11 protein-coding genes are annotated in these 13,399 nt (G+C 73.8%); 9 read left to right on the top strand and 2 right to left on the bottom strand.

What is annotated here, in order from left to right; genetic code table 11:
• Nucleotides 1-9 precede the first annotated feature (9 nt).
• From AB0I51_RS13460 to AB0I51_RS13420, 9 genes are all read left to right on the top strand, one after another.
• Nucleotides 10-750, top strand: a complete 741-nt coding sequence (locus AB0I51_RS13460; RefSeq protein WP_362974478.1) for a sirohydrochlorin chelatase — start codon at nt 10-12, stop codon at nt 748-750.
• 103 nt (nt 751-853) lie between these two features.
• Nucleotides 854-3,019 carry a hypothetical protein gene (locus tag AB0I51_RS13455; protein WP_362974476.1) on the top strand — a complete coding sequence of 722 codons (2,166 nt, stop codon included), beginning with the start codon at nt 854-856 and terminating at the stop codon, nt 3,017-3,019.
• A gap of 3 nt (nt 3,020-3,022) precedes the next feature.
• Nucleotides 3,023-4,276, top strand: coding sequence for a hypothetical protein (locus tag AB0I51_RS13450; protein ID WP_362974474.1), 1,254 nt, complete (start codon nt 3,023-3,025; stop codon nt 4,274-4,276).
• On the top strand, nt 4,273-6,900 hold the full coding sequence (locus AB0I51_RS13445; protein WP_362974472.1) for a GTPase-associated protein 1-related protein: 2,628 nt from the start codon (nt 4,273-4,275) through the stop codon (nt 6,898-6,900). Before AB0I51_RS13450 ends, AB0I51_RS13445 begins: the two co-directional genes overlap by 4 nt.
• Complete coding sequence (locus AB0I51_RS13440) at nt 6,897-8,498, top strand: hypothetical protein (protein ID WP_362974470.1); 1,602 nt, start codon at nt 6,897-6,899, stop codon at nt 8,496-8,498. Before AB0I51_RS13445 ends, AB0I51_RS13440 begins: the two co-directional genes overlap by 4 nt.
• Entirely contained in the window at nt 8,495-8,620 is a 126-nt protein-coding gene (locus AB0I51_RS13435; protein WP_362974468.1) for a hypothetical protein, read from the top strand. The genes AB0I51_RS13440 and AB0I51_RS13435 overlap by 4 nt, the downstream gene beginning before the upstream one ends.
• Nucleotides 8,621-8,673: 53 nt before the next feature.
• A complete protein-coding gene (locus AB0I51_RS13430) occupies nt 8,674-9,342 on the top strand; it encodes a tellurium resistance protein (RefSeq protein WP_362974684.1) in 669 nt (222 codons plus the stop codon).
• A complete protein-coding gene (locus AB0I51_RS13425) occupies nt 9,336-10,223 on the top strand; it encodes a PP2C family serine/threonine-protein phosphatase (RefSeq protein ID WP_362974466.1) in 888 nt (295 codons plus the stop codon). Before AB0I51_RS13430 ends, AB0I51_RS13425 begins: the two co-directional genes overlap by 7 nt.
• On the top strand, nt 10,224-11,561 hold the full coding sequence (locus tag AB0I51_RS13420) for a serine/threonine-protein kinase (protein ID WP_362974464.1): 1,338 nt from the start codon (nt 10,224-10,226) through the stop codon (nt 11,559-11,561).
• A gap of 42 nt (nt 11,562-11,603) precedes the next feature.
• Here AB0I51_RS13420 and AB0I51_RS13415 read toward each other — a convergent pair whose 3' ends face one another.
• A complete protein-coding gene (locus AB0I51_RS13415) occupies nt 11,604-11,924 on the bottom strand; it encodes a hypothetical protein (RefSeq protein ID WP_362974462.1) in 321 nt (106 codons plus the stop codon).
• 20 nt (nt 11,925-11,944) lie between these two features.
• Nucleotides 11,945-13,384, bottom strand: a complete 1,440-nt coding sequence (locus tag AB0I51_RS13410; RefSeq protein ID WP_362974460.1) for a hypothetical protein — start codon at nt 13,382-13,384, stop codon at nt 11,945-11,947.
• Nucleotides 13,385-13,399: the final 15 nt, after the last annotated feature.

Genomic DNA, 13,399 nt, shown 5'->3' with positions numbered 1-13,399 from the left:
CTGATTCCCGTGCACCAGAGGCCGGTCCTCCTCGTCATCGCCCACGGCAGCCGCGACCCGCGGCACGCCGCGACCGTCCACGCCCTCGTCCGGCGGGTACGGTCGCGGCGGCCCGGGCTGCGCGTGGAGGTCGGCTTCCTGGACTTCAACATCCCTTCCGTGCAGGGGGTGTTGGAGTCGCTGGCGGCGGAGGGCGTCCAGGACGTCGTGGCGCTCCCCCTCCTGCTCACCCGCGCGTTCCACGCGAAGGCGGACATCCCCGCGGTCCTCGCGGGCGCGCCGCCACGGCTCCGGATCCGCCAGGCGGAGGTGCTGGGGCCGTCGCCGCTGCTCCTGTCCGCCCTCGAACGACGGCTCCACGAGGCCGGGTTGAGGCCCGCCGACAAGTCCTCGACCGGGATCGTGCTGGCCTCGGCGGGGTCGACCGACCCGGAGGCGATCGCGGTGATCGCGGACATCGCGCGCGAGTGGCGGGACACCGGCTGGCGCGCGGTACGCCCCGCGTTCGCCTCGGCGGCCCTCCCCCGCACCGAGGACGCGGTCCGTGAACTGCGGGCCCTGGGCTGCGAACGCGTCGCGGTCGCGCCCTACGTCCTGGCGCCCGGCTTCCTCCCCGACCGCATCGCGCGGGGCGCGGCGGAAGCGGACGTCCTGGCCGATGTCCTGGGCCCGGCCCCGGAGGTGGCGCGACTGCTGCTGAATCGCTACGACGCGGCCCTGGCCCCACGGCTCGCGGCGGTCGGCGCCTAGCGCCTCCACGGTCCGACCTGCCCGGATTCGCGAAAAAGGGTCCCCCTGGGGCCCCGGATCTGCTGGGATGGTTCCTCGCGGAGCTAGCGGGGGAGCAGTACACGTGACGGGTCGGGACTTCGGGTATCACTTGGGGCTGCCCCGGGCGCTGTCCGGGCTGCCGCTGAGTCCGCTCGTCGCGTCCTACGGCGAGCTCGTGGCCGCCCAACACGCGGCGGGCCTACGGCACTTGGGCGAGGCCCTGATCCCGGCGGGCGCCGGGGGCTTGGGCGTCCTCGACGGTCTGTACGTGCCCTCCGGCGGCCGCGGTCGCCGTCGGGTGGACGTCCCGTTCCTGGAGGACCTCGCCCGCGCCCCCACGCCCGGGGCCGGACTCGCCCAGCTGCTGGCCGAGGTGCACCGGCGGGATCCGCAGGCGCTGCGCCGGGTCGTGCTGTACCAGCTGATCGGGCTGCTGCAGGATCGGCCCGTGAAGGAACGCCCGCACGCGGCGGCCCAGTTGGGGCTGCGTGCCGACGAGGTCGCCGGGCTGGTGGCGGCGGCCCGGCTGCGGCCCCGCCTCGACAAGCGTGAACGGCAGGCCGCCGAATCCCTCGCCGGAGCCCGGGACCGGCACCGGCTGCACCGGGTCCGCACCCTGCTGGAACGGCTGCCGACGGGTACCGACGACCCGGCTCTACTGTCGCTGCGCACCGAGTTGGCCGCACGGTTCGCGGTGGTCGACGGGGCGCTGCTCGCGGCGCGGCAGGCCGAGGAGGCGCGGGACTCGGAAGCCGCGAGTGCGGAGTATCTGCGGGCGCTGCGTGAAGTCGCCGACGACCGGCGGGCGTTGCGCGGACTGGTGCGGGTGGGCCGGCCCCGGCGTGGCGAGCGGGCGGCGATGGCTGCCGAACTCGGCCTGGATCATGTGCGGTTGACCTGGGACGAGTCGGATGCGGACGACGGCTGGCGGCTGGTGTGTCTGCACCGCGACGAACAGGGCGCGCCGACCGTGCGCGAGGTCTCCGCGCACGACGACGCCCTCGTGCTCGGGAGCACGGTCCGCTACGCCGCCCTCCCACTGTCCGGCGGACTCGTGGACGGCCCGCCGCTCGTGTCGCACCAGGTCCTGCTCGCCCCGGAGGTCGGCGAACTCACCCTGACGGACAGCCCGGAGCGCATCGAGGGCACCTGGAAGAGACCGCCCGGCGCGGCCGACGTCACGGTCGAGCGCACCGGGCCGGACGGCACCGTCGAGCAACTGGGCGCCCGCCGGGACGGGTTCACCGCGAAGGGCCTGCCGGCCGGCACCCACACCCTCCGCGTCGTCTGCCACTACCGGACCCCCGGCGGAGCGCCGGTCACCTCCCCCGGCGTCCGCGCCACCCGCACCGTCCACCCCTGGCCCGCCCCCGTCCGCACCCTCACCGCCCAAGCCGAGGGCGACGCCGTACGGTTCGCCTGGACCGGCGCCGGGAACGCGGACGTCCGCCTGGTGGAGTGGCCGGGCGAGGTCCCGGCCCCCGGCACCGAGCTGGACACCCGGGACCTTCCGGCCGGGCTCGGCTGGCCCGAGCGGGACGGGGCGCTGTGTCCACCGCCCGGCCGGTATCCGCGGGTCGCCGCCGTCGCCGTACTCGGGGAGCGCGCGCTCGCCGGTCCCGCGGTCGGGGTCGAGGTGCTCCGCCCGGTGACCGGGCTCGACGCCCGGCGGCTGCCGGGCGGGGAGGCGGAGGTCACCGTGGACTGGCCCGACGGCACCGGTCATCTCCGGGTGAGTTGGGACACCGGCGAGCGGAGTGTCACCGCGCACGCCTACCGGCGTGGTGGGCTGAGGCTGTCCGTGGGCCCGGGGGCGGTTCGGATCCGGGCCGCCGCCGTGCCGCAGGCGCCCGGAGCGGTCGTCGTGGCGCCGGACGCGGCCGAAGTACTGCTGCCGCCGGACACCGCCGTCGGCTATCAACTGGTGCGCCCGCCCCGCCGGTTGCTCGGCCGGGGCCGCCCCCTGCTGCGGGTCACCCTGTCGGCGCCCGACGGCGGTGAGCACCACGAGGCCCCCGAGTTCGTGTGCGTCGCGCGCAGCGGCACGCTCCGGCCCCGGAACGCGGCCGACGGCACGACCCTGGTGCGGATTCCCGGCACCGACCTGCTCCGGCTGGGCACGGTGGAGCGGGAGTTGCCCGCCACGCCCTGCCCGGCGCCGTACACGCTGCGCGGCTTTCTGCTGGGCGAGCACGCGGCCTCGGTACGACTCGAAGAACCGTCCCCCGCGACCCTGGTGGTGCGCTGAGCCATGACGACCGTCATCTGCCCCTACTGCTTCGCCCGCACCTCGGCGGCCAAACTGCCCTACCGGTGCCTGATGACCCCGAACGGGGTCCGCGGGGGCTCACCCTGCGGGCCCGAACGGGACGACGTCTGGGCCGGGTTCGTGGGCCCCGGGGTCAATCCCGCGGCCCTGCTGCGGGGGCCGGTGTTCGCCCCGGTGCGCGGGATGGCCTCGCTGGCGTCCGGGCTGCGGTCCGGCTCCGGCAGCAGCGTCCCCTGCCCGGACTGCGGGGTGACCACCACGGTCCGCGTCTGCGCGTCCTGCCACAGCGACCTGCCCAGCGACTACTGCGACCAGGACAGCCGCATCATCGCGCTGGTCGGTGCGAAGGCCTCCGGCAAGAGCACCTATGTGTCCGTGCTGGTCAACGAGTTGAACCAGCGAGTGGGGCAGGCCTATCACGCCTCGCTGGCGGCGATGGGGCAATCCACGCAGCAGCGGGACCGGGAGATGGCGGAGGACCTGTACGAGCGGCTGCGGCTGCCCGACGCGACCCGCCCGGCCGCGCTCGGCTTCAACGACCCGCTCCTGTACCGGCTCAGCGTGCCGCGCCGCAGCAGACTCGGCAACGGCACCCGGCACACCACCCTCGTCTTCTTCGACGCGGCGGGCGAGGACCTCGCGGGCGCCGAGGCGATGGACCGCTACACCCGCTACCTCAGCGCGGCCGACGGCATCGTCCTGCTCGTCGACCCGCTGCAACTCGGCTCCGTACGGGACCGGTTGCCGCTCCAGGACGGCCCGCCGCTGCCCACGGTGGAGACACCGCCGCAGCAGATCGCCGCCGACCTGGCGGCCCAGCTGCGCGCCCACGGCAAGGGCGGCGCGCGCGGCCGGGTGACCACGCCGATCGCGGTCGCGGTGACGAAGACGGACATGCTGAAGCCACTGCTCGACCCGCACTCGCCGGTGCTGCGCAACGCTCCGCATCCCGAGGGCACGTTCGACGAGGACGACCGGCTCACCGTGCACGAGGAGATCCGGTCCCTGATGGCGGACTGGGACTCGGGCGCCCTGATGCGGCAACTGGAGCTGGACTTCGCGCAGTTGTCGATGTTCGGGCTCTCGGCGCTGGGTGCGCCGCCGCCCGCCGACGCGCCCGCCGACGTACCGAAGTCGGGGCCGCAGCCGGTGCGCGTGGAGGATCCGCTGCTGTGGCTGCTGGCGCTGCGCGGGGTGCTGCCGGTCCGTACCACCGCGAAGGGGCGAGCCAAGTGACCCTGGCCCAGCTGCACTACACCTCGGCGCCGCCGGGCCCCGACGGCTCCGGCTTCCGCTTCACCGCGGTCAGCGCGGGAGTTCCGCAGGGGCTGTTGCGGGAGGCCGAGCAGCTCATCGGGTACGAGCCGCCGCGCGACTGCCCGGCCCGCCCCGACGCCGAACAGCTCAAGGGCTTCCCGAAGGCCTTCAGTTTCAGCGAACTCTCCGACGGCGGAAGGCTGTTGAGCCGGACCGTGTACATCGGCGCCGACTACAGCGGGCGGTGGGGCAACTTCCACGCACACGCCGTCCATCTGCCGTCCGGCACCCGGCTGCCGGACGGCGCCCTGCCCATCACCGCGTGGGAGTCGCCGCGTTGGGCGGACGCGACTCCCCCGGACGGCAGACCCGTGCCGGTGGACCGTATCGAGCCGTCCGGGGTGCTCCGCAAGGAGGCGCTGGTCGCGTTCGCGGTGTCCCGGGCGGGCTGGCTCGCGCCGTTCTTCGCCGATCTGCGCGCGGTCGCGGCGGACCCGGGTGCCGGGCAGCTCGTGGTGGTGGAGCACGACAGCGGCGACGTGGCGCAGTGGATCGCGCTCGCCTGCGCGGTCCTGCCCCGGGAGCAGGCGCACCGGCTCACCTTCACGACGTACACCCGCCGTCCCCAGCAGGCCCGCCAGCAGATCGTGGGCGCGCTGCCGTCCTCCGAGTCGGTGGCCCACGACCACCGCTACCGGGTGCACGACTGCACCGGACAGCAGCCGTCCGGGCCGGTCGCGGACACCTGGGCCGACGTGTGCGCCCGGATCTGGCGCGCGGGCCGCACCGAACTCTTCCACAACGACCCCGAGGATCTGGGGCGGTTGGCGGTGACCGCGCTGACGGCGGGCATCGAACTGCGCGCCGACGCCCGTGCGACAGCGGCCCGTTGGGCGGCCGAACGCGCGGGCGCGCTGTCGGACGAGACGTTGACGGCGCTGGTCGCCGGGTTGTGCGGCGGCCCGCTGCCCGCCCCGGGCGCGGTGGCGGACGAGGCCGAACAGGCGGCGCTGGCAGCCCTGTTGGCCCGGCTCGACGGGCAGGTGCCGACCGTGGTGTCGGCACCGCTGGCCGCGCGGGTGCTGGCGTCGGCGGTGCTCGGCCGGGGACCGGTGCCGGCGCTGCGGGCCGGGTCGCTGACGCCCCGGGCGCACGACGAGCTGGCCCGCGATCTCGCGCCCACGCTGCGGGCCGGGCTCGCGGACCCGCAGGAGCCGCCCGCCGGACGGCCGTTGGCCCTGCTGCGGGTCGCCGACCTGCTCGACATCGACTGCCAGGACCAACTTCCGGACCTGGCCGGGCGGTTGGCCCGGGAGCTGGTGAGCGAACCGGCGGACCCGGCTGCGGCGGACGGCGACGGGAACCGGTCGCGGAACCTGCGTGCGCCGGGGCGGCCGGGGCCGGACCAACAGCCCCGCGCGGGCGGCGATCCGCTGCCCGCCCCACCGCCGTACAGCCCCCGCGTGCCCGGCCGGCCGGAGCCCGCCGCGCCGCGGCCGGGCGGCGACCGTCCCGCCATGGGCTGTCCGCCCGCGCTGCTCGACGCGGTGCACGCGCACCCCGGGCTGCGGGTGGCGCTGTTCGGGTCGCTCAACGCACTCGCCGTGGCCGAACCGACCGCCGTGGCAAGGGTGTTGACAGGTTCCGGGCTGCCGGTCGCCATGCACCCCGGTTTCCCGCATCTGCGGATGTGCGTCACGCCCGCCCGGTCGGGCGACCGGCTCGCGCGGTTCCACGAGGTGGTCCGCACCGCCGGCGTCTCGCCGCACGCCGACCCGACGGTCCTGCGCACCGCCCTGCAGCTCACCTGGCCCGGCGAACTGCCCACCGGCCAGGAGGCGAGTCTGCTGCTGAACGAGCTGGGGTCCGACACCCACCGCGCGGCAGGCACCCGGGACCTGCTGATCGAGGCCGCCCTCGCCGCTCCCCGGGACGACCGTGACGTACCGGCCCTCGCGGTCGACCTGCTGCGCTGCTTCAACACCGAACTGCGGCCGGGGCAGCGGGCGGCGCTGCTCCTCCTGGAGTTCAGCGGGCTGCTGGGCACCGAGGGTGAGGGCGAGGAGTGGGTCCGGCGGGTGCTGAACCTGCGCGACGGCGCCGCAGAACCGGTGCCGGACCCGGTCGTGGACCGTGCCTTCCGGGTCCTCGCGCGGCGGCTCCTCGACGGGGTCGTACCGGAGAACGAGCTGTACGCGCTGGCCCGTTCGGGTGAACCTGGGCTGCTCGCGGCGTACGAGCGGGCGGGCCGTTCGGACCGGGTGGGCGACCGGCTGCGGACGGCGCCGGCGTATGTCGCCGCCCGGTTCTGCGACTGGAGCGCGTTCCCCGGGACCCATCCGGCCTGGGACGAGACCCGGACGGCGCTGCTGACGAAGGTGCTGCGGCCGATCGTGCGGGTACTGCCCGCCGAGGACCTGACCGAGGTCGAGGCGGCGCTCGGCCGCGCGGGCGGCGGCAAGCTCGACGCGTACCGCGCCTGGAACCGCCCCGGCGCCCTGGGGCGTCTCGCGGGACGGCTGTCCGGTCGTGGACGGCGCCCCGACCAGCCCGGTGTGTGGTCGGGGGACCTGGAACCGCCGAGCGGGGGAGGCCGCCGATGACCGCTCTGTCGCCGGTGCTGCTCCTGGCCGTCTGGACCGGGATCATCGCGGCCGGACTCTGTCTCGGCCGACTGCTGTGGGTGTTCCTGTGGATCGGCGCCCGGGCCGTCTGGCGGGGCCTCGGCCCCTGGCAGCCGGGCCGCGCCGACCAGCGGGTCCCGCGCCTCGCACCGGGCGCCGAACCATCCCATCTCAGCTACTACTGGCGGCAGTTGTGGGTCGACGCCGCATCGGCCGGCGGCTACGGGATACGGGTCGTATGGGCCGCGTTCGCCGATCCGTGGCTGCATCGGAACGCCCGCAACCTGTTCCGGGGACGGCACCCGTCGGGCCTGCGCGGCCGGGCGCCAATCAACCGTTTCGGTTACGCCGTCCTCCTGGGGCCCGGCGTCTTCCTCGGCGCCCTGCTCGGCGCGGCCCTCGCCACCGTGCTGCTCGGTGTGTCGCTGCTGTTCTTCGCGCTGCTGGTCGGCCTGGTGTGGCTGGGCTGCGCGGTGGCGGTGCCGGTGCTGCGCGGGGTGGAGTACGGCCGGGCGCTGGCCCGGGGCATCCGCGTCAAGTGCCCCTATCCCGGCTGCTACTTGCCGGTGCCGCTGGCCGTGCACCGCTGCCCCGGCTGCCGCGCCTCGCACAGCTCGCTGCGGCCGGGGCGCTACGGCGTGCTGTGGCACCACTGCGCGTGCGGACAGCGGCTGCCCACGACCCGGCTCGCCGGGCGCGGCGGACTCACCGCCCTGTGCCCGCACTGCGACCGGGTGCTGCCCGAGACGGCCGGCTCCACCCGGGTCGTGCACGCCCCGCTGGTCGGCGGCACCTCCTCGGGCAAGACGATGCTGATGGCGGCCATGGTCGAGGGCCTGCACGCCTGGGCCCGGCACGGCGACCTGCGCGTCGAGTACGCCTCCGACGACGACCGCCACACCTTCAACGACCTCAACCAGGAGCTGAACAGCACCGGTTGGGCCCATGCGACGACCGGCGGCCAGCCGCGCGCCCTGATGCTGACGGTGGCCCGGGGGCGTCGGCGCCGGCTGCTGTATCTCTACGACCCGATGGGCGAGTCGGTGAGCGACGCCGAACGGATGCGCGCCCAGCAGTACTTGAAGCACACGGACGGCGTGGTCCTGGTCGCCGATGTGCTGGCCGACCCCAAGGTGCGCGGCCGGCTCGGCGCCGAGGACACCGAGCGGGCCGGGGCGGCGCGTCCCTCCCCGCAGGGCCCGTGGGAGACGTACCAGCGGCTGACCGGCGAGCTCAACGCGCTGACCGGCCGGCGCAAGCGGCTGTCCGTGGCCACCGTCGTCACCAAGCGGGACGTCCTGGACCAGCTGGTCACGCTGCCCGTCCCGGGAGCGCGGGTCGACTCCTGGCTGGCGGGGATCGGGCTCGGCGGACTGGTCCGGGCCCTCGGGCACGACTTCAAGGAGGCCCGCTACTGGGCGGTGAGCGCCCGGGCCGCCACCGGCACCGGACCGCTGGAGAGCGAGCAACGCCGGGCAGCGGAACCGGTGCTGTGGCTGCTGGCCGCCTCGGGCCTGAAGACCGCCCCGCTGCGCGCACCCGGCGCCGAACCGGAGAAGAGGTACACCCCGGCATGACGAAGGTGACCCCACCGGTCGGACACGGACGGCGGCTGCTGGCAGGCCTGTTCGTCACCTCCCTGGTGCTCACGGCCGCCACCCTGGCCTACTTGGCCTACCTGTTCATCCCGCACCCGTAGCCCCCACTCGCAGAAAGAAAGGACACGGAGTGAGCGACATTCCCGGCGGGCCGATGGCGAACCGGCCGGTCCACTTCATCTGGCTGCTCGACTGCTCGTACTCGATGCAGGGCGAGAAGATCGGCCAGCTCAACTACGCGATCAGAGAAGCGATTCCGGAGATGCGGTCGGTGGCGCACGACAACCCGGCGGCCCAACTGCTGCTGCGGACCGTCACGTTCTCCACCACCGCCCGCTGGCACCATCAGACCCCGGTCCCGGTCGACGACTTCACCTGGCAGGACGTCGAGGTGGACGGCATGACCAACCTCGGCGAAGCCCTGCATCTGGTCTCGCGCGAGCTGCAGAGCCCGCCGATGCCGCAGCGCGCGCTGAAGCCGGTGCTGGCGCTGGCGTCGGACGGGGTGCCCACCGACGACTGGCGGGCGGGCCTGAAGGCGATCGACGCGACACCGTGGGGCCGCAAGGCGGTACGGGTCGCGATCGCGATCGGCGGTGACGCGGACCGCAGTGTGCTGCAGGAGTTCCTGGGCAACCCGGAGATGCAGCCGCTGGACGCCAACAGTCCCAAACAGCTGGCGGCGGCGATCCGTTGGGCGTCGACGGCGGCGGTGAAGGCGGCCTCGCAGCCGGTCGCGGGCGGCTCCTCGGGGCTGACCCTCACCAAGCAGCCCTACGCGCCGCCGGTCATCGACGACGACGATGACGACGACGTGTGGTGACGCTCGGAGTGCGACGCTGGGAGACGCTGGCCGAGAGCGTGCAGGGCGTCGGCAAGAAACTCAACCAGGACTGGTACGCGTGCGAGGGCACCGGCTCCGGCGAGGACCCGCTGCTGCTGGCGGTCGCCGACGGCCACGGCTCGGCCGCCCACGCCCGCAGCGAGATCGGCGCGCGCTTCGCCGTGGACCGCTTCCTGGGCCGGGCCGAACTGTTCGCCCGCGCGGCCCGCGACTGCCATGAACGGGGCCGCCTGACCCGGCTGATGACCTACGCCCGCGACGACTTCCCACGCGCCCTCGTGCAGGACTGGCGGGAGGAGGCCCTCGGCCACTGGGCCCGGCACCGCCCGGTCGCCGACACCGGCACGCCGGAACCGCGGCAGAGCGAGAAGCTGCTGCTGTACGGCACCACACTGATCGGCGCCGTCCTGACACCGTGGCTGTTCGTGGCCTGGCAGATCGGCGACGGGGATCTCGCGGTGGTCGGGCACGACGGCACTCTGAGCCGGCCGCTGGCCCCCGCCGAGGAGGATCTCGGCGACGAGACGGAGTCGATGTGCGGCAAGGAGGCCTGGAGCGCGGTGCGGATGCACTGGGCGCCGGTGTTCGACGAGGCCCGCACCCCGCGCCTGGTGGTGCTGTCGACGGACGGGCTGTCGAAGAGCTTCGCCTCGGCCGACGGCTACCGGCAGTTCGTGGCGGGCCTGGACGGCCGGCTGACGGCGGAGGGCAGCGAGGGGGTGCGTGCCGTGCTCCCGGAGTGGCTGCGGCAGGCCTCGCAGTACTCGGGCGACGACACCACGCTGGCGGCGGCGCTGCGGCGCGCGCCGACGGTGCCGGTGGCCCCGCCCATGGACACGGAACCGAAGACGGAGACATAGATGAGCGGCATGCTCGACAGCGGTACCCGGCTGACCGCGCAGAACGGCGAGGAGATCCAGATCGTCGACATGCTGGGCGCCGGCGGCCAGGGCGAGGTGTACCGGGCCAAGACTCCGGCCGGGGACATGGCCCTGAAGTGGTACTACCCGACCTGCGCGACACCGGAACAGGACGCGATCGTACGGGAGTTGGTGGAGCGCGACTTCGACGACGACCGGTTCCTGTGGCCGGAGGCGTATGTGCCCGAGTACCGGGGCTCGTTCGGGTATCTGATGGGCCTGCGCCCCGACCACTTCAAGGGGCTGCCCGCGCTGTTCCGGCGCCAACTGCGCACCTCACCCAGGGCGTTGCTGACGGCGTGCCTGTACACGGTGGAGGCCTACCAGGCGCTGCACTCACGGGGTATCGCCTACCGGGACATCTCCTGGGGCAACATCTTCTTCGACCCGGCCACCGGTGACGTACTGGTCTGCGACAACGACAACGCGGTGGTCGAGGGCGACGTCAGCGGTATCTCGGGCACGATGGAGTTCATGGCTCCGGAGCTGGTGCGCGCCGAGCCGGGCGCCCGCCCCGGCACCCAGTCCGACCTGCACTCCCTCGCGGTCCTGCTGTTCATGTTCCTGATGAACCATCACCCGCTGAAGGGCAAAAGGGAGTTGGGCATCCACTGCCTCGACGAGGCGGCGGAGCGCAAGTTGTACGGCAGGAGTCCGCTGTTCGTCTTCGACCCGGCCGACGACTCCAACGCGCCGGATCCGATGGAGCACGCGACAGTGCTGGCCACCTGGGACGCGGCGGCCGGGAAGCTCCAGGACCTGTTCCGGCGCGGGTTCACGGTCGGGCTGCGCGATCCGGCGGCCCGGGTCCGCGAGTCGGAGTGGCGGGACGCGCTGCGGGCCGTTCTGGACTCGGTCGTGGAGTGCGCCGCCTGCGGGCGGGAGAACATGACGGAGCCGGGCGAGAACCCGCCGGCCCGTGCCTGCTGGGGCTGCGGGAGTCAACTCGTCCTCCCGCCGAGGCTGGTGGTGACCACTCCCCCGCCGCGCGCCGAGCACCACATCCGGCTGCGCCGGGCGGCCCGGGTGCAGGCCCACCACCTCCGGGCGGAGCCGACCCGGCACGACTGCTCGGACGCGAGCCTGGTCGCGGAACTGGTCGAACACCCCTCGAAGCCGGGCCGGTTCGGCATCGCCAACCGCTCGCAGCTGACCTGGACGGGAACGCGCTCCGACGGCGGCTCACAGCAGATCGAGCCCGGCCAGACGGTCCCCCTGCGCTCGGGGCTCGAACTGGACCTCGGGGGCGGGGCACGGGCGGTGGTCAGGGCCAAGTGAAGCGGCGGGGGCGCCCTGTCGGGACGGGGCGCCCCCGCCGCTTCACAGGCCGAGCGCGTGCTTCAGTTGCTCGATGAGGGCGAGCCCGCCGGTGCCGGCCCCGACGCCGATGGTGATGGTCTCCAGCGCGGCCCGGACACGGCCCCGGTTGACGGCCCGGCCCTCCTCGCCTGCCCGGACCAACTCGCCCTGGATGACCTGCGCTTGAGGGACCAGGGTGGGGTACTCGCCGCGCATCCGGTCGACGAGTTGTTCGGCGAGGCGCAGGACGGTCGCGGAGTCCGTTCCGTTGTTCACCACGTGACCGTGATCGCCGATGTGACTGTTGGTGATGTTTCCGCCGTTGAAGTTGAACGTGCTCATGTCCCGCTCCCCGTCCGTGTTCAGGGCTGTGGCGCCCCGCTCTGCCCCGAAGGCCCTTGGCCCTGCGGCCCGTTGTTGGTGACGTGGCCCTGGTTGCCCACGGCGCTGTTGTGGATGTCCCCGGAGATGTTGTAGGTCTGCGTGCTGATGTTGGCCTGTGCCTTGTCGAAGGAACTCGTGTCGACGTTGTGGTCCTTGAGGAACTTCTCTGTGGCGACGAGCACACCGCCCTGAAGCCTGAAGAGGAAGTCCTGGGAGTCGATGCGCTCGGCGTAGCCCGCCTCGCCCCAGTCCCCGATCCGTTCGCGCAGGCTGTCGGTCGCGCCGACGTCGAGGACGATGTGGTGGTCCAGGATCTCCCTCCGTCGCTCCGCCATGAACTTCTCGCGGCTCCGCCGCGCTCTGCGCAGCGCCCGCAACCGCCCGACGGCGCCCCTGAGTTCGGGCCAGGTACGCGAGTTGGCGTATCGGAAGAGGCTCCACCAGCGCTTGGAAGGGGTCACGGGCAGGTGGTCCACCAGGTAGAACCGCCCGCCCAGCGGTGGAATCGCGTAGGCGGCGACCTCCCAGGTGAGGCTGGGCCCGCTGAGGATCGCCCGCAGGTACATGGAGACGATGATCCGCCCGCCGTCACCGACCCGCTCCAGGCACAGATGGGTCCGCATGCCCGCCCCCGGGGTCTGCACGCCGGCCTGCACCAGTTGACTGGGGATCTTCGGCAGGGGGCGTGCGGTGCGGTCGGGCAGCAGTTCGGGAAGCATGTGGGCGTTGCTGCCGAGGACGTAGAGCCGGTTCTTGGTCCGCAGTCCGTCGAGCCCGGAGAGGGCCTCCATCTCCTTGGCCACATAGGTGTGGAGCTCGACGGCGTCGAAGGGGCGGATGGTGAGCTTGCCGCCCTGCGGAGCGTCGGCCGGCTTGCTGACGTCGATCGGCTGCCAGACGACTTCCTTGATCTTCCTGCCGCTGCCGACGAACGGGTTGGTGAGAGCCGCCGCGTCGGCGTACGGCAGCACGTTGGCCCGCTTGTTCGAGTGCTCCTGCAGCCAGGCCTCCACCGCCGCGTCCACCGGTGGGGCCAGCTTCTCCACCTTGTCGGGGTTGCGGAAAACCTCCTGCGCCGCCTCACGGGCCTGGGCCTCCGCGCGGTGGACCAGCCACCACGAGGCGCCGAGGGCGATGAGCGGGCCGTAGACGCCCACCAGGGCGACGGAACCGAGCCCGCTCGCGAGTCCCCAGACCGCCACCAGCAGGGAGGCGCCCAACGCTGCGCTGAGCCAGGCGAGTTGGCGGTCGAGGGCCGCGCGGCGCAGCAGGGCGGCGCGGGCGTGCCGGGCGAGCGCGACCAGGTTGATGCCGAGCGTGAGGCCCAGGGCGTTGAACCGGTCCCCGGTGAGTTCCTCGTCGACCTCCCGGGCGAACGCCTCGTCGAGATGGACCGACGCGCACAGCCGTCGTGTCACCCCGTCCTTGCGGTA

Origin of the sequence: Streptomyces sp. NPDC050549 (genome assembly GCF_040655035.1) — a bacterium.
Taxonomy (GTDB): domain Bacteria; phylum Actinomycetota; class Actinomycetes; order Streptomycetales; family Streptomycetaceae; genus Streptomyces.
The sequence above is the reverse complement of the archived record's forward strand: the minus strand, read 5'-3'. Positions and strand labels throughout refer to the sequence as shown.

What these genes read in the sequence shown, in the direction of transcription:
- AB0I51_RS13440 (WP_362974470.1), top strand. Translation starts at nt 6,897, where the DNA reads ATGACCGCTCTGTCGCCGGTGCTGCTCCTGGCCGTCTGGACCGGGATC.
- AB0I51_RS13430 (WP_362974684.1), top strand. Translation starts at nt 8,674, where the DNA reads ATGGCGAACCGGCCGGTCCACTTCATCTGGCTGCTCGACTGCTCGTAC.
- AB0I51_RS13450 (WP_362974474.1), top strand. Translation starts at nt 3,023, where the DNA reads ATGACGACCGTCATCTGCCCCTACTGCTTCGCCCGCACCTCGGCGGCC.
- AB0I51_RS13420 (WP_362974464.1), top strand. Translation starts at nt 10,224, where the DNA reads ATGAGCGGCATGCTCGACAGCGGTACCCGGCTGACCGCGCAGAACGGC.
- AB0I51_RS13435 (WP_362974468.1), top strand. Translation starts at nt 8,495, where the DNA reads ATGACGAAGGTGACCCCACCGGTCGGACACGGACGGCGGCTGCTGGCA.
- AB0I51_RS13415 (WP_362974462.1), bottom strand. Translation starts at nt 11,924, where the DNA reads ATGAGCACGTTCAACTTCAACGGCGGAAACATCACCAACAGTCACATC.